Raw genomic sequence first — 17221 nt, 5'->3', positions numbered from 1 at the left:
CGATTTCGTCGCGATTTGTTGACTGACGTTTTATTCAAAAATCGCATAACAAGATGCACTCATGTTCTTAATTGAATATTAAGCGCTTGCTACAATCCGCTCCATTCAACAATCCCTGCGGATTACCCAGCAATGACCCAACGCAACACACTCTCCCATCTCGACTGGCTCGAAGCCGAAGCCATCCACATCATGCGCGAAGTGGCCGGCCAGTGCGCCAACCCGGTGCTGCTGTTCTCCGGCGGCAAGGACTCGATCTGCATGCTGCGCATCGCCGAAAAGGCCTTCCGCCCCGGCAAGTTCCCCTTCCCGCTGATGCACATCGACACCGGCCACAACTATCAGGAAGTCGTTGCCTTCCGCGACAAGCGCGCCGCCGAACTGGGCGAGCGCCTGATTGTCCGCTCGGTTGAAGACTCGATGAAGCGCGGCACGGTCGTCCTCAAGCACGAAGGCGAATCGCGCAACAAGCACCAGTCGGTGACGCTGCTCGAAGCCATCGAGGAATTCGGTTTCGACGCTTGCATCGGCGGCGCCCGCCGCGATGAAGAAAAGGCCCGCGCCAAGGAACGCATCTTTTCCTTCCGCGACGAATTCGGCCAGTGGGACCCGAAGAACCAGCGCCCGGAACTGTGGAGCCTGTACAACGCCCGCAGCCATAAAGGCGAGAACATCCGCGCCTTCCCGATCTCGAACTGGACGGAAATGGACGTCTGGCAATACATCGAGCGCGAAAAGCTCGAACTGCCGTCGATCTACTTCGCCCACACCCGCCCGGTGGTACTGCGTCAGGGCGCCATCGTGCCGGTCAATGTACCGCTGGTGTCCGGCGAACTGACCAACCTGCCGAAGGCCGGTGAGGAAATCATTGAGAAGCTGGTGCGCTTCCGCACCGTCGGCGATATCTCGTGCACGGCACCGGTCGAGTCGGACGCCGACACGGTCGAGAAGATCGTCGTCGAAACCGCCACCACCACCATCACCGAGCGCGGCGCCACGCGTCTGGACGACCAGACCAGCGAAGCCTCCATGGAACAACGCAAGAAGGAAGGCTACTTCTGATGCCGCTTCGGCGGTCACCGGCAGCGGACGGGATGTTCGCGGCGCTGGCGAAGACTGTCTGAGCGACCATCGGGAGCGAGTTCCGCAGCCAGCAGAGTGAATATCCCGTCCGCTGACGCGCACCCAACCAGGAATCACCGAATATGACTACTCAAATCGAAGACCACGGCCTCCTCCGCTTCCTCACCTGCGGCAGCGTCGACGACGGCAAGAGCACCCTGATCGGGCGCCTCTTGTTCGACACCAAGACCATCCTCGCCGACACGCTGAACGCCATCGAGAAGACCTCGCAGAAGCGCGGCCTCGGCGCAGTCGACCTGTCGCTGCTGACTGACGGCCTGCAAGCCGAGCGCGAGCAAGGCATCACCATCGACGTCGCCTACCGCTACTTCTCCACCGGCACGCGCAAATACATCATCGCCGATGCGCCGGGCCACGAGCAGTACACCCGCAACATGGTCACCGCTGCGTCCACCGCCAACCTGGCCATCATCCTGATCGATGCGCGCAAGGGCGTGCTGACGCAGACCCGCCGCCACTCCAAGCTGGCCTCGCTGGTCGGCATCCCGCACCTGGTCGTCGCCATCAACAAGATGGATCTGGTCGACTACTCTCAGGAAACCTACGAGAAGATCAAGGCCGATTACCTCGAATTCGCCGCCAAGGTCGGCATCGAAGACATCCGCTTCATCCCGCTGTCGGCGCTCAACGGCGACATGATCGTCGAGCGCGGCGAGCGCCTCGACTGGTACGACGGCCCGACGCTGATGGAAATCCTCGAAGCCGTGCCGGCCGCACATACCGAACACGACGAACCGTTCCGCTTCCCGGTCCAGTACGTCTGCCGCCCGCAGGATTCCACCAACCCCGAACTGCACGACTACCGCGGCTTCATGGGCCGCGTCGAATCCGGCAGCATCAAGGTCGGCGACCCGGTCACCGTGCTGCCCAACGGCCTCGAATCGACGGTCAAGGCCGTGCAGATCGGCGGCGTCGACATCGGCGAAGCTTTCACCGAGCAATCAGTGACCATCCTGCTCGCCGACGAAATCGACTGCTCGCGCGGCGACATGATCGTGAAAACCGCCGAAGCCCCGGCCGCCGTCAAGGAAATCCGCGCCACCGTCTGCTGGCTGGCCGAAGCCCCGCTCGACCGCGCTCGCACTTACCTGATCCGCCACACGACGCGCGATTCCAAGGCCAAGCTGACCGCGATCGACCACCGCCTTGACGTCAACACGCTGGACAAGGTCGCCGCCGACAAACTGGCGATGAACGACATCGCCGAAGTCACCTTCAAGCTGGCGCAACCGCTGTTCGTCGATCCGTACGCTGAAAATCGCGGCACCGGGGCGTTCATCGTCATCGATGAGAGCAACAACAACACGGTCGGCGCAGGCATGATCCTCTGACCGATCCGCTCCCGCCCCATGCACAATGCCCCGTCCCCGGGGCATTGTGCATTCTGCACGCCCATTCCGTCGATTTCGCGGTTAACATAGGCGGGCGCGGCGTTTCCGCGACATTGTGACAACCGAGAACAGCACCGGAAAAAATGAGAGTCCTGATCGTCGAAGACAATGCCTCGATGCGTACCCTGCTCGTCACCTTGCTTGGGAGCCAGGGTTACACCATCGTCGGACAACTGGAAAACGGCAACACGCTGCTGGACGACATCCGCCGCCTGGAGCCGACCATCGTCTGCCTGGATTACCAGTTACCGGGACGCGACGGGCTGGAATTGCTCAAGGATGTGAACAGCAACTTTCCCGAGATCGACGTCGTTTTCATGACCGGGTCGGAAGATGCCGACATCGACAAACGGGCGGCGGACAACGGGGCGTCCGGTTTTCTGCGCAAGCCTTTCGGCCAGAAACAGATTCTCGACGAGCTGCGCCAGGTTTATGAAGTGCGTCAGCAGGCCGAACGGGCCGATACGCCGCCGGCAGCGAACGCCGCACCGGCAACGCCCGGTGTCCGCCGGGCGGGCGGCCGGCCGACGGCGGTCATCGTCGATGACAACAGTTCGATCCGCCTGCTGCTCAAGGGCGTGCTCACCGAACTCGGCATGAACATCGTCGCCCAGGCCGGCAACGGCGAGGAAGCCGTCCGTGCCGCCCAGACACACCAGCCGCAGGTCTTGTTCCTCGACGTCAACATGCCGTTGATGTCCGGGCTGGACGCACTGCCGAAAATCCGCGAAATCAGCCCGAACACGGCGGTCGTCATGGTCACCGGCGACACCTCGCGCGAACTCGTTCAGCAGGCAGCCGGTCTCGGCGCCCGCGGCTATATCGTCAAGCCGGTACGACCGGCTTATGTCGAGGCCTTCCTGAAAAAGCTGCTCAACCGCTGATCCGGACCGCCAAGGAGCGCCAGCATGACCCTGATGATCGACTTCCCCTTTCCCGGCACCAATGCCTGGGTCGAACACTTCAAGGAAGTTGAATTACCGATCCTGCGGCTGACGGCCAACCGCCTGGCGGAACTGCGCGATGCAGCGGAAACCATCAACACGCGCACGCTGGCCAACATCGTCATGCACGATCCGCTGATGACGCTGCGCGTGTTCCGCTACATGAAGGAAAATCGGCCGAAGAGCCAGAACGCCGAAATCACCACCATCGAGCGCTCGCTGGTGATGATCGGCACGATGAAATTCTTCGACAGCTGCCAGGAACTGCCGATCATCGAGCACCAGCTCAAGGGTCACCCCAAGGCCATGCTCGGCCTGCTCAAGGTCATCGCCCGCTCGCGCCAGGCCTCGCTGTGGGCCCGTGACTGGGCGCTGCTGCGCCAGAACACCCGCTTCGAGGAAATCGCCCTGGCCGCGCTGCTGCACGACTTTGTCGAAATCCTGATGCACTGCTTCGCCCCGGCACTGGCCATCCGCACCCGAGAACGCCTCACCGCCAACCCCAGCCTGCGCACCCGCGCCGTCCAGGAAGAGGTTTTCGGCGCACCGCTGGCCGACATCATGCGCGAACTGGTCGAACTCTGGGGCCTGCCCGAACTGCTGCTCTCCCTGCTCGATCCGGCCGATGCCGAAACCCTCAACGTGCGCAACGTGAACCTCGCCGTCGACCTGGCGCGCCATACGGCCAATGGCTGGAACGACGCCGCCCTGCCCGACGATTTCCGGGCCATCGAGGAACTGCTGCATATCGGCCACAGCCACTTGCTCGAACGGGTCGGCGCACCGGACGAAATGATCCAGGCCGCCCGCCTGGCTGAAACCGGCTAGGCCTTGTTGCCAGGAGCATGACGGCAGGACGATATGCGGTTAAACTGAACCGCATGATTTTCCGGATTCGCCACATGCCCCGCAGAAGATGTTTTTCCGCCCTGTTGCTCATCAGTCTGCTGCTGCCGCTCCAGGCCATGGCGCAGGGACGGCTGGAACGCATCGTCGAGCAAGGCACCCTGCGGGTCTGCATCTGGCCGGATTATTACGGCATTTCCTTCCGCAATCCCAAGACTGGTCGCCCAAGCGGCATCGACATCGACAATGCCAACGACCTGGCCCGCCGGCTCGGCGTGCGCACGCAGTTCGTCAACAGCTCCTTTGCCACGCTGATCGACGATATCGAAAACGACCGCTGCGACATTGCCATGTTCGCCATCGGCATCACACCGGCCCGCCAGGAACGCCTGCGCTTCACCCAGCCCTACCTGCTCAGCGACATCTACGCGATCACCACCCGGACCAATCCGCGTATCAAGGACTGGGAAGACATTGACCGCCCCGGCATTGTCGTCGCCGTCGCCCGGGGCACCCTGCATGAAAGCGTGATGAAGGAAAAACTCCAGCATGCCGAACTGCGTATCCTCGAAACCCCGCATGCCCGCGAATACGAAGTTCAGAGCGGCCGCGCCGACGTCTTCATGACCGACTTCCCCTACAGCCGCCGGATGCTCGACAACAGCGACTGGGCCAGACTGGTCACCCCGCCGGGCAAATATCACACCACCCCGTACGCCTGGGCCATGGCCCCCGGCGACGATGCATTCCATAGCCATGTCGAACGCGAACTGCAGGCCATGAAAATGGACGGCCGCTTGATGACCAACGCCGTCCGCCACCGACTGGAGCCCATCGTCGTTCGCTGACCCGCCGGAGCGCAAGCATGTCGATTCATCGCCGCAGCGCACTGTTTGTCGTTCTCAGCCTGCTCATCGCCGGCTGGCTGGGCGCCTACGCCTTCACACTGTGGCGACTGCGCACGGCTGCGCTCGACAACGGCATCGAGGCTGCCGTCACCCATGCCCGGAATTTCGAGAAACACCTCACCCAGACCTTCGAGATGATCGAACTGGCCGCTGTCGGTCTGGCGCCCGGGCAGAGTACCGACAGCGTCAGCACGCGCTTCAGCGAACAGATGAACGATGCGCTGCGCAAGACGCCCCATCTGCGCTCCTTGTCACTGATCAACGAGCAAGGTCAGATACTGGCCAGTACCAGCCCCGGTAATGTCGGCGGCAAGGTGGCCCTGCGCGGCTTCTTTCCGATGATCAGCGACGACTCGCTGATCATGCATATCGGCAGCCTGTGGCAGGGACGCGACCTTGCCGATGGCATCGCGGAAACGCCGCTGGCCGACAAGCTCCGCAACAATGGCCCGGCTTTCGTGCCGGTCCTGCGCCGGATCGACAACGGCAAGCACCGCCACTGGATCGTCGCCGCACTGAACCCTGAGTATTTCACCCTGTATTTCAGCCAGTTACTGCCCAGCGAAGAAGGCCATGCCCAGATCCTGCGACACGACGGCCTGCTGCTGCTTTCATCAAACCCGCAGGATCTGCCCGGCCATGCCGGCGCTGCCGGCCAGGTGACGGAATGGCTGGCTCGCCAGGAAAGCGGTTCGCTCCGGCAAACCTTGCCCGACGGCAATCCGGTACTCAGTGCTTACCGGGCCTCCAGCCGCTTCCCGACGCTGGTCGCCGTGCATCTGTCGCAGAACACCATCCTCGAACGCTGGCGCAGCGAGGCCCGGCGTATCTCGCTGGTGGTTCTGCCCATCCTGTTCGCATTGAGTGGTGCGGCCTTCCTGGTCTGGCTGCGCCAGCGCCGCCTGGAAGAACGTGAACGCGAACTGTCCAGCCAACGCAAGCTGGCCGCCAGCGTTTTTGCCGCGACCAACAACGGCGTTTTCCTGACCACGCCGCAGGGCGACATCATCGCCGTCAACCCGGCTTTCGAGCGCATCACCGGTTACCGCGCCAGCGAGGTGCTGGGCCGCAACCCGCGCCTGCTCGCTTCCGGCCGCCACGATAAGGCGTTCTACCGGCGCATGTGGGAAAGCATTCAGTCCGTGGGTCACTGGGATGGCGAAATCATCAACAAGCGCAAGGATGGCACGCTCTTCCACGGCATCGTCAATATCAACGCCGTCCTTGATGACCATGGCCAGCTCAAGCACTACGTCGGCGTCACCGTAGACATCACCGAGCGCAAGGAATACGAAAGCCAGCTACTGCTCGCCAAGGAACGCGCGGAAGCCGCCTCGCTGGCGAAAACCACCTTCCTGGCGACGATCAGCCACGAACTGCGCACCCCGATGAACGGCGTACTCGGCATGACCGAAGTGCTGCTGCGCTCCCCGCTCGATGAACGACAACGCCGCCAACTGGGCATCGTGCGGGATTCGGCAGTTTCGCTACTGGACATCCTCAACCAGATTCTCGACTACTCGAAAATCGAAGCGCACAACCTGCAACTCGAACACCTGCCGCTTGACCTGAACAACCTGATCCGCGACTTGAGCGCACTATTCGCCCCCGCTGCCGAAGCCAAGGGTGTGCACCTGCACGTATTGCCGCATGCTCCGCTACCGGAAGGCTTGTTTGGCGACCCGCTGCGCCTGCGCCAGATCCTCACCAACCTGCTGAGCAACGCCGTCAAATTCACCCGTGCCGGCGAAATCACCGTCGATGCGGCAGTCAGCGACGGCCAGTTGCGCGTCCGGGTCAGCGATACCGGCATCGGCATTGCCGCCGACAAACAGCAACAAATCTTCGAAGCCTTTACCCAGGCCGATGGCTCGCACACCCGCGAATACGGCGGCACCGGCCTCGGCCTGAGCATCAGCCGCCGCCTGGCCGAGGCCATGGGCGGCAGCCTGACCGTCGATAGCACCCCCGGCCAGGGCAGTCGATTCACCCTGAGCATTCCCGCACACTTCTCCTGACATGCGCCACCCACTTTCGCTACTCGCCCTGCTCCTGTTCATATCAGCCAGCCACGCTGCCGATGTTCGCCAATTCCAGCCGCAGGGCCAGGTCGGCCATGTCGCTCAGGTCTCGGCGCAATTCAGCCAGCCCATGGTCAAACTGGGTGACGACACCGCCACCGCGCCGTTCGCCATCGATTGCGCCGGAATTTCCGGCGATGGCCGCTGGAGCAGCGAACGGACCTGGACCTGGCGCCCGCAACGCCCGCTGCAAGCCGGCGAGCGTTGTGTGTTCACGCTGCGCGACGGCTTGAGCACCCTGCAGGGCGAAACCCTGAGCGGCAAGCGCCGCTTCGAATTCACCGGTGCCGCACCCCGCCCCTGGCGCATCCGGCCGAGTGCCGGCGCGCTGATCGAGGAAGACCAGGCCTTCGTCATCGACGGTGGCGGCCCGCTTGACCCGGCTTCGTTCAACGACCGACTGTGGTGCGAAGCTGACGGCGTCGGCCAGCGCATCCCGGCCCGGCCGCTGCCCCCCGCCATCCGCCAGGCGGTACTGGGACAAGCCAACATGCCGGACCACGCCATCGTCGTCACCTGCAGCGAAACCCTGCCGGCCGGGCGCAAGATGAAACTGGTCTGGGGCAAAGGCATCAGGGCGGCCAACGGCACCCCGGCCGACAAGGAACAGAGTTTCGTCTACTCAGTGCGCGAACCATTCACCGCCAGCCTGTCGTGCGAACGCGAAAAGGCCGGGGCACCCTGCTCGCCGCTGTCGGCGATCCGGCTCAACTTCAGCGCACCGGTCGACGTGAAGTATTTCGACAAGATCCGCCTGACCTCCGCCGAGGGGCCACGCCGGCCGCAGCCGCTGGACCGCGAGAATCCGCAAGCGGTATTCGACAGCATTGCTTTCCCCGGCCCCTTGCCGCAAAACACGGAATTCAAACTCGAATTGCCGGCTGCAGTGAAGGACGAAGCCGGCCGCGCCTTGAGTAACGCCGAGCGTTTCCCGCTGACCGTGCGCACCGGCGCGCTGCCGCCGCTGGCCAAGTTCCCCGGCGATTTCGGCATCGTCGAACTCAAGGAAGGCGGATTGTTGCCGGTGACGCTGCGCAACGTCGAAGCCAGCCTCAAGACCGCCGGCCTGGCGCTGCCCGGTAGCCACCGTTTCAGCGACCAGCGGCTGACCGAGGACGCCGACGTGATCGCCGCCATGCGCGCGCTGGCAAAGTTCGAACAACAGAGCAACAAATACAAGGTGGTGGTCGACGGCAAGACCGAAGAGCGCTACGACCCCTACTACGCCCGCGAACTCTCTTTCCTCGCCCAGCGCCCCGGCGTCACCCGGCAGGAGCTACCCAAACCCGGCGGCAGCGCCGAGTTCGAGGTGATCGGCATTCCGCTCGGCAAACCCGGCTACCACATCGTCGAAATCGAGAGCCGCTTGCTCGGCAACGCCCTGCTGTCGACGCCCAAGCCGATGTACGTGCGCAGCGCGGTGCTGGTCACCAACCTCGCCGTGCATCTCAAGGTCGGCCAGGACAACGCGCTGGTCTGGGTCACCACGCTCGACACCGGCAAGCCGGTGGCCGACGCCGAGGTCCGCGTGTCGACCTGCGCCGGCAAGCAGCTGTGGCAGGGCAAAACCGACGCGCTCGGCCGGGCCAGGATCGACCAGGCGCTCGACAATCCGTACTGCGACGGCGACCGCTTCCTGTTCGCCAGCGCCCGCAGCGGCGGCGATTTCAGCTTCGTCCGTTCGGACTGGAACGAAGGCATCGAGCCGTGGCGTTTCGGCGTCTACAGCTGGGGTGACAACAGCCCGCTGCGCATCCACGGTATCCTCGACCGCAGCCTGTTCCGTCCCGGCCAGACGCTATCGGTCAAACACCTGGCGCGCAGCCGCGACAGCCGGGGTTTCTCGCTGCCGGCCGCGGACAAGTTGCCGAACAAGCTGGTCCTGCGCCATAGCGAGAGCGGCACCGAATTCACCCAGCCGCTCAGCTGGGACGCCCAGGCGAGCGCGGTCAACGCCTGGAAAGTCCCGGAATCGGCCAAGCTCGGCACCTGGCAGATTGTCCTCCAGGGCGGTGCCGACGGCGAGATCTACAGCAGCGAGTTCCGCGTCGCCGACTTCCGCCTGCCGGTGTTCACCGGCAGCGTCCAGGGCGTGCCGGCGCGCCAGATCGCGGTCAGCAAGGTGCCGCTGGCGCTCGGCCTGTCCTTCCTCAACGGCGGCGCCGCCAAGCACGCCGAGGTCGAGGTCTCGGCGACGCTGCGCCCGCGCTGGGTGCACCACGCGCGCTACGGCGACTACCGCTTCAACGTCGGTTTTGACGACGAGGCGCTGGCCGCATTTGCCATCGATGCCGGCGTCAACGAAGAAAGCCTGGTCCTCGACAAGCAGCAGCTCAAACTCGACGCCGCCGGCGCCGGCCGTCTCGAAGTGCCTTTGCCGGCCAAGCCCGGCGGCCCGGCCGAACTCTACGCCGAAATGAGTTTCGCCGACCCGAACGGCGAAATCCAGACCATCCGCGGCGTCGTGGACCTGCGCCCGTCGGCGCTGGAAATCGGCGTCAAGATCGCCGACTGGGCCAGCGGCGGCAGCAGCAACCGGCTCCAGGCCGTGGTTCTCGACACCGCCGGCAAGCCGGTCGCCGGCCAGACGGTCAAGGTCACCGCCAAACGCCGCATCGACAGCAGCCACCGGCGACGCATCGTCGGCGGCTTCTACGCCTACGAAAACACCCAGGAATACCGCGACCTCGGCGAAGTCTGCGCCGGCCAGACCGACAGTCGCGGCCTGCTGCTGTGCGAGCTGTCGACGGCCGATCCGGGCGCCATCTACCTGCTCGCCGAGACCCGCGACGTCAAGAACAACGTTGCCCGCGCCGGCACCAGCTACTGGGTTTCCGGTGGTGGCGACCTGTGGTTTTCTGCCGGCAACCAGGACCGCATCGACGTGATTCCCGAGAAGAAGGCCTGGGCGGCTGGCGAAACCGCCCGCTTCCAGGTGCGCACGCCGTTCCGCGAAGCCACCGCGCTGATCTCGGTCGAAGCCGGCGGCATCCTCGAAACTTTCGTCCAGCCGCTGTCGCGCTTCAAACCGACGGTGGAAGTGCCGGTGCGCGGCGAATGGGGGCCGAACGCTTTCGTTTCGGTGCTGGTCGTGCGCGGACGGGTCGAACCGGTGAAGTGGTATAGCCTGTTCCAGTGGGGCTGGCGCGAGCCGCTGGCCTGGTTCCGCGCCTGGTGGAACCCGGAGCAGCCGACAGCCATGGTCGATCTGGCCAAACCTTCGTACCGCATCGGCCTCGCCGAAATCGCCGTCGGTACCGAAGCCTTCCAGCTCAAGGTCGAGATCAGCAGCGACCAGACCGACTACCAGCCGCGTCAGCAGGCGACCGTGAACATTCGCGTCAGCACGCCCGACGGCAAGCCGCTGCCGACCGGCAGCGAGGTCGCTTTCGCTGCCGTCGACCAGGCACTGCTCGAACTGCGCCCGAACGACAGCTGGCAGCTGCTCGAAGCGATGCTGCCGACGCGCGGCTACGCGGTCGAAACGGCAACCGCGCAAGGCATGGTCATCGGCAAGCGCCACTTCGGCAAGAAGGCGCTGCCGCCCGGCGGCGGTGGCGGCAAAGCGCCGGCCCGCGAGCTGTTCGACACGCTGCTGCTGTGGCAGCCGAAAGTGGCGCTCGACGCCAACGGCCGGGCGACGCTGCGCGTGCCGCTCAACGATGCACTCAGCAAGTTCAAGCTGGTCGCTGTCGCCAGCGCCGGCAGTGCACTGTTCGGTACCGGCAGCACCAGCATCCGCAGCAGGCAGGACCTCCAGATCATCTCCGGCCTGCCGCCGCTGGTCCGCGAAGGTGACCGTTACACGGCAATGCTGACGCTGCGCAACGGCACCGCCCGGACGATGAATCTCACGGTCGACGGCAAAAACGGGGCAAAAACGCTGGCGGCGCAGAAACTGACGCTGGCACCGGAAAGCGCCGGCGAACTGCGCTGGCCGATGCAGGCCGGCGAAGGCATTACGGCGGAAACCTGGGAATTCACCGCGCGCGAAGACGGCGGCAAGGCGGCCGACACGCTGCGCATCACCCAACAGGTGGCGCCGGCGGTGCCGGTCACCGTCCAGCACGCCAGCTTCCTGCGCGTCGACGGCGACACCCGCTTGGCGGTGACCCTGCCGACCGGCGCCCTGCCCGGCAAGGGCGGCGTCGAGGTCGCGCTGTCGCCCAAGCTGGCGACGCCGCCGCCCGGTCTGCTGCGCTTCTTCGCCGATTACCCCTACGCCTGCCTGGAACAGAAGACCTCGGTCGCCGTCGGCCTGCACGATCCGGCACGCTGGCAGCAGATCGCCGACACCCTGCCCGGCTACCTCGACGACCACGGCCTGGCCGCCTACTTCCCCGGCCTGGCTGGTAGCCCGACGCTGACCGCCTACCTGCTCGACGTGGTCACGCTGGCCGGCTTCACGCTGCCGGAAGACAGCCGCCGGCGCATGCTGCAGGGGCTGAATGCCTTCGTCGATGGTCGTATCAAGCGCGACGAATGGGCGCCCGGCTTTGCCGGCGATGTGCGCCTGCACCGCCGCCTCAACGCTTTACAGGCACTGGTCCGCCAGGGCGAGAAGCCGCAGCGCGCGGCAGCGGCGCTCGACATCGACCCGCTGCTGCTGCCGACCGCGGCGCTGATCGACTGGACGCTGGTGCTCAAGGCGCTACCCGACCTGCCGCAGCGCGAAGCAAAGTACGCCGCCGCCCGCCAGGAACTGCGCAACCGCCTCGGCTACGCCGGCAGCCGGCTGGTCTTCGCCAACGAGCGCGCCGACTACGGCTGGTGGATGATGGCCAGCGCCGACGCCAACGCCTTCCGCCTGATCGAGGCGATGCTCGACGACGCCGAGTGGCAGACCGACCTGCCGCGCCTGCTGCAGGGCGCGCTCGAACGCCAGCAGCGCGGCCGCTGGCTGACGACCACGGCAAACGCCTGGGCGCGGGTGACGCTCGACCGCTTCGCGCAGAAGTTCGAGCGCGAGGCGGTGACCGGCGTCACCAAGGCGACGCTGGCCCCGGCCAGCGCCGAATTCGACTGGAAGAGTGCCGACAGCAAGCCGCTCACCCTGCCCTGGCCGGCCAAACCCGGCAAGGACGACGCGCTGGCGCTCAGCCACGCCGGCAGCGGCAAGCCCTGGGCCAACATCCAGGTGCTGGCAGCGATCCCCGACGGCTCGCCGCGTTACGCCGGCTACCGCATCCAGCGGCAACTGACGCCGCTGCAGCAGAAGACGCCGGGCAAGTTCAGCCGTGGTGACCTGTGGCGGGTGACGCTGAGCATCGACGCCGACCACGACATGAGCTGGGTGGTGATCAGCGACCCTGTACCGGCCGGCGCGCGCATCCTCGGCGACGGCGACGGGCGCGACTCGGCCATCGCCACGCGCGGCGAAAGCGACGCCCGCGAAGGCCGCTGGCCGAGCTTCATCGAACGCAGCTTCGGCGCCTGGCGCACCTATTACGAAATGCTGCCGCGCGGCCGCACGCAGATCGCCTACACCGTGCGCCTGAACAATGCCGGCGACTTCGCGCTGCCGCCAACGCGGGTCGAGGCGATGTATGCGCCGGACGTCTTCGGCGAGCTGCCGAACGCCCGCCTGCAGGTCGGCGAGTGATCAGCGCAACTCGTCGATGAGCTGCGTCAGCTTGTCCTCGACCTCGGCCACCCAGCGCGCCAGCCGGGCATCGCCGCCCGGCGGCGACAGCGGCTGGAAGCCGAGGCGGGTGGCCCCGTCCTCGGTATATACGGCAAAGCGCCAGGGCAAGGCCAGCCCGGCACGCAGGTCGGCAGCCAGCAGTTCCTCGACCGCGCGCCAGCCGACGATGTCGAGCAGCAGGTAATCCTCGTCGAAGCTCCGCGCCTCGCCGCGCGCCCGGCGCGCCAGCGCTTCGCCGAGATCGTGGCGGGCAAGCACGCTCAAACCCAGGCGCTGCAGCGCGGGTTCGAGTTCGAAAACGACTTCCTGGAAGGACTTGCTGCTTTCGGCGAGATGAAACACGGTTTTTCCTGAACGATGGATCGCTGCGCAATGTAGCGGAATCCGGGCGCCCAGGCCAGACACTCAACGCAGCGCCGAAGCGTAACCCTCCTCGGCCAGCACCTGGCGTACCGCTGGCCGCGTCAGCATGCGCTGGTAATGGGCAGCGCAATGTTCGGGCAAGGGGATATCGCTGCGCACCGCCCAGAACTCGACGTAGAACAGCGCTGCGTCGGCGATGCCGAAATTGTCGGCGAACCAGTCGCGACCGGCGAGTTCGCCGTTGATCAGGGCGAAGCCCTGGTCGATGATCTGCCGGCCCTGCGCCTTTACCGATTCGTGATCGCTCGTACTCGGCGCGAAGCGCTCGGTGGTGAAGATGCGGGCAAAACCCTGGGTGTGCAGCGTATGCACGATGTAGTTGAGCCAGCCGAGCACGCGCACCTCACCAGCAATGTCGGTCGGCAACAGCTTGCGCTTCGGATAGCTGCGCGCCAGCCACCAGGCAATTGCAGAAAACTCGGTCAGCGCCGTGCCATCGTCGAGCACCAGCGCCGGAATCGTGCCCTTGGGATTGATCGCCTGGTAATCCTTCTTGTACTGGTCGCCGGCCAGCAGATTGATGATCCAGGCCTCGAACACCAGGCCGCATTCTTCAAGCAGGATGTGGATGCCGGTCGAACATGAACCGGGCGTCATGTAGAACTTCTTGCTCATGCCAGCGCCGCCACCAGCTTCTCATAACCGCCGTCGACGCTGAAGACGCGCTGAAAACGGAAGTCGCTGAACATCTGCGCATAAGTCTGGCTGGCGTTGCCGTGATAGCAGTAGATCAGCACCGGCTGCTCTTTCGGCAAGCGCTTGACCCAGGCCAGCACACGTTCTTCCGAAAGCTGGGCAGCGCCCTCGATATGGCCCTGACGGTAACTGACCAGATCGCGCACGTCGAACACGGCCAGACTGGCTTCCTGGCGGAGCAGTTCGGCCGCCTGTGTGGCGGAGATGCACTGGTAGGGGATGCGGTCAATAGCGTTCATGGTCGATGGCCTGGCAGAAGATGAGCAGATGACGCAAAAGCGATGCCAGCACCAGGAGCGCTGGCAAACGCCGGCTGGCGGGCATTGGCCGGCTTGGCACCTGTCGGATGTGCGACATTGTTGGCCCCCGGCGCTAGAATGTCCGACACCCTCACGAAACCAATCCGCATGTCTGACCTGCTGCACCCCTATACCACCAGCGATGGCGAAGCGATCATCGACGCCACCCGCACCTGGCTCGAACGTGCCGTCATCGGCCTCAACCTCTGTCCGTTCGCCAAAAGCGTGGTCGTCAAGAAACAGGTGCGCTACGCGCTGAGTGCAGCCAGTAATGCCGACGAATTGCTCGCCGAACTGGAACACGAATTCGCCCTGCTCGCGACGACGCCGGCAGCCGAGCTCGACACCACGCTGCTGATCCACCCGCTGGCGATGACCGATTTTCTCGACTACCACTTCTTCCTCGCCGAAGCCGACGCGCTGCTGCGCAATCTCGACTACGAAGGCGTGTTCCAGATCGCCAGCCTGCACCCGCAATACGAATTCGCCGGCAGCGACCCCGACGACATCGCCAATTTCACCAACCGCTCGCCCTATCCGACACTGCACCTGCTCCGTGAAAGCAGCATCGACCGCGCGGTGGCGGCTTTCCCCGACGCCGAATCGATCTACGAGCGCAACATCGAGACCATGCAGCGCCTCGGCCACGACGGCTGGAAAAAACTCTGGACCCGCTGATCCGCCGCACCCTCCTGCTGATCTGCACGCTGCTGGCGCCGCTGCCGGCAGTCGCGCTACCGTCGTTCGACGAAGTCCGTGCCGCCTACCGACCCTCGGAAGCGACGCTGCTCGCGCGCGACGGCCGACCGCTGCACAGCCTGCGCGTCGACATGCAGGTGCGCCGACTGGCGTGGACGCCGCTCGCCGACATCTCGCCGGCCCTGCTGCGCGCGGTGATCGCCGCCGAAGACAAGCGCTTCATGGAACACGGCGGCGTCGACTGGCTGGCCGCCGGCAGCGCCGCCTGGAGCAACCTGCGCGGCAGCCGCACCCGTGGCGCCAGCACATTGACCATGCAGCTGGCCGGGCTGATCGAAGAAGACGGGCAAAGACGCGGCCAGCGCAGCTTTCTCGCCAAGATCGGCCAGTCAGCCGCCGCCCTGCGTCTGGAGCGGAGCTGGAGTAAGGGCCGCATCGTCGAGGCTTACCTCAACCTGGTCAGTTTTCGCGGCGAACTACAGGGCGTCGCGGCGATGAGCCGGGCCTTGTTCGGCAAATGGCCGCACGGCCTCGACGACCGCGAATCGGCCATTGCCGCCGTCCTGCTGCGCGCACCCAACGCCACGCCGGATACCGTCGCCCGGCGCGCCTGCGCGCTGCTCACCGAACTGCAGCGCGCCGACGAATGCCGTGGCCTGGAAGCCTTCACCTTCCAGGCGCTCAACCACAACCTGCGCGATTTACGCCCGGAAGCGCCGCAACTGGCGCCGCACCTCGCCCGCAAACTACTCGCCGAACCCGGCCGCGACCGGCGCAGCAGCCTCGACGCCGATTTGCAGGCCTTTGCCGTCGACAGCCTGCGCCGCCACCTGTCGGCGCTCAGCCGCCAGAACGCCGAGGACGGCGCGGTCATCGTCATCGACAACGCCAGCGGCGAGATCCTCGCCTGGGTCGGCTCCAGTGGCGACCTGTCCGGCGCCGCCGAAGTCGATGGCGCGACAGCGCTGCGTCAGGCCGGATCGACGCTGAAGCCCTTTCTCTACGCCCAGGCTTTCGAACGCCGCCTGCTGACGCCGGCTTCGCTGATCGACGATGCACCGCTGAGCCTGGACACCGGCAACGGCCTGTACACACCGCAGAACTACGATCCCGGCTACCGTGGCTGGGTGTCGGCCCGGCCGGCGCTGGCCGGTTCGCTGAACATCCCGGCGGTGCAGACGCTGGTCCGCGTCGGCGCCGACAGCTTTCACCAGCGCCTGAAGACGCACGGCTTCGCCAGCCTCAAGGAAGACGGCGACTGGTACGGCTACAGCCTGGCCCTCGGCTCGGCCGACATCTCGCTGCTGATGCTGGCCAACGCCTACCGGACCCTGGCCAACGCCGGCAAATGGACGCCGCTGCGTGCCGTCCCGGCCCGCCAGCCGGCACCGGCGCCCTGCCGCCAGGGCGGCTGCGAGGGCGTTTTCGACGGCAAGCCGCATACCGTCGACACCCCGGCCGCAGCCTTTCTCGTTGCCGACATCCTCGCCGACCGCGCCGCCCGCGCCGGCACCTTCGGCCTAGAATCCTGGCTGACGACGCCCTACTGGTCGGCGGTCAAGACCGGCACCAGCAAGGACATGCGCGACAACTGGTGTGTCGGCTTCTCACCCCGTTACACCGTCGGCGTCTGGGTCGGCAACGCCTCTGGCAGCCCGATGCACGACGTCTCCGGTATTTCCGGCGCGGCCCCGGTGTGGCGCGAGGTCATGGACCGCCTGCAGCGCGCTGCGCATACCCCGCCGCCGACAGCCCCCGCCGGCGTCGTCGGGCTGACCATCCGCTTCGAACCGGCGCTCGAACCGCCCCGCCGCGAGTGGTTCATCCAGGGTACTGAACAGCCGGTCGTCCGCGCCGCCGCCGGCCAGGCGTTGACCCGCATCGTCTATCCGGCCGACGGCACGGTGATCGCCCTCGACCCGGACATTCCGCCCGCCCGCCAACGCATCCTGCTGCGCCTCTCCGGCCCCATGCCCAAGGGCGGCCAATGGCGCATCAACGACCAGCCGCTGCCCGCCGGTACCAGGGAGCGCTGGCTGCCACAACCGGGCAGGCACCGCCTGAGCCTGCACGATGGTCGCGGCACGCTGGTCGACAGCAACCGCTTCGAGGTCCGTGCCTTGCGCGGCAAACCCCGCTGATCCCCA

12 protein-coding genes are annotated in these 17221 nt (G+C 65.7%); 9 read left to right on the top strand and 3 right to left on the bottom strand.

All coding sequences use genetic code 11. The annotated features are described in order from the left end of the window. Positions 1–132 precede the first annotated feature (132 nt). From cysD to AADV58_RS07850, 7 genes are all read left to right on the top strand, one after another. Complete coding sequence (gene cysD, locus AADV58_RS07880; RefSeq protein WP_028995905.1) at positions 133–1062, top strand: sulfate adenylyltransferase subunit CysD; 930 nt, start codon at positions 133–135, stop codon at positions 1060–1062. A gap of 143 nt (positions 1063–1205) precedes the next feature. After that, positions 1206–2474: a sulfate adenylyltransferase subunit CysN gene (gene cysN, locus AADV58_RS07875; protein ID WP_341744490.1), complete on the top strand. Its 1269-nt coding sequence runs from the start codon at positions 1206–1208 to the stop codon at positions 2472–2474. Between the two features lie 143 nt (positions 2475–2617). Then, a complete protein-coding gene (locus AADV58_RS07870) occupies positions 2618–3418 on the top strand; it encodes a response regulator (protein ID WP_028995907.1) in 801 nt (266 codons plus the stop codon). A 24-nt stretch (positions 3419–3442) separates the two neighbouring features. Continuing rightward, positions 3443–4306 (top strand): HDOD domain-containing protein, encoded by an 864-nt coding sequence (locus AADV58_RS07865; protein ID WP_028995908.1) that lies wholly within the window; start codon positions 3443–3445, stop codon positions 4304–4306. Positions 4307–4380: 74 nt separating this feature from the next. After that, entirely contained in the window at positions 4381–5172 is a 792-nt protein-coding gene (locus AADV58_RS07860) for an ABC transporter substrate-binding protein (protein ID WP_341744489.1), read from the top strand. Between the two features lie 17 nt (positions 5173–5189). Continuing rightward, positions 5190–7250 (top strand): ATP-binding protein, encoded by a 2061-nt coding sequence (locus AADV58_RS07855; protein WP_341744488.1) that lies wholly within the window; start codon positions 5190–5192, stop codon positions 7248–7250. 1 nt (position 7251) lies between these two features. Continuing rightward, on the top strand, positions 7252–12915 hold the full coding sequence (locus AADV58_RS07850; RefSeq protein ID WP_341744487.1) for an alpha-2-macroglobulin family protein: 5664 nt from the start codon (positions 7252–7254) through the stop codon (positions 12913–12915). Here the strand turns inward: AADV58_RS07850 and AADV58_RS07845 are convergent, their stop codons facing one another. The 3 genes from AADV58_RS07845 to AADV58_RS07835 form a co-directional block, all read right to left on the bottom strand. Continuing rightward, entirely contained in the window at positions 12916–13299 is a 384-nt protein-coding gene (locus AADV58_RS07845) for a DUF302 domain-containing protein (protein WP_341744486.1), read from the bottom strand. A gap of 63 nt (positions 13300–13362) precedes the next feature. Further along, complete coding sequence (locus AADV58_RS07840; RefSeq protein WP_341744485.1) at positions 13363–13995, bottom strand: glutathione S-transferase family protein; 633 nt, start codon at positions 13993–13995, stop codon at positions 13363–13365. Further along, positions 13992–14315 (bottom strand): thiosulfate sulfurtransferase GlpE, encoded by a 324-nt coding sequence (locus tag AADV58_RS07835; RefSeq protein WP_341744484.1) that lies wholly within the window; start codon positions 14313–14315, stop codon positions 13992–13994. The genes AADV58_RS07840 and AADV58_RS07835 overlap by 4 nt, the downstream gene beginning before the upstream one ends. A gap of 168 nt (positions 14316–14483) precedes the next feature. On the opposite strand from AADV58_RS07835, the gene AADV58_RS07830 reads away from it, so the two are divergent. Further along, complete coding sequence (locus AADV58_RS07830) at positions 14484–15053, top strand: DUF1415 domain-containing protein (protein WP_341744483.1); 570 nt, start codon at positions 14484–14486, stop codon at positions 15051–15053. Then, entirely contained in the window at positions 14978–17215 is a 2238-nt protein-coding gene (gene pbpC, locus AADV58_RS07825; protein ID WP_341744539.1) for a penicillin-binding protein 1C, read from the top strand. Before AADV58_RS07830 ends, pbpC begins: the two co-directional genes overlap by 76 nt. Positions 17216–17221: the final 6 nt, after the last annotated feature.

The organism is Azonexus hydrophilus, from assembly GCF_038368255.1.
In the GTDB taxonomy this organism is placed as follows: Bacteria; Pseudomonadota; Gammaproteobacteria; order Burkholderiales; family Rhodocyclaceae; genus Azonexus; species Azonexus hydrophilus.
This window is presented reverse-complemented; position numbering and strand designations above follow the sequence as displayed.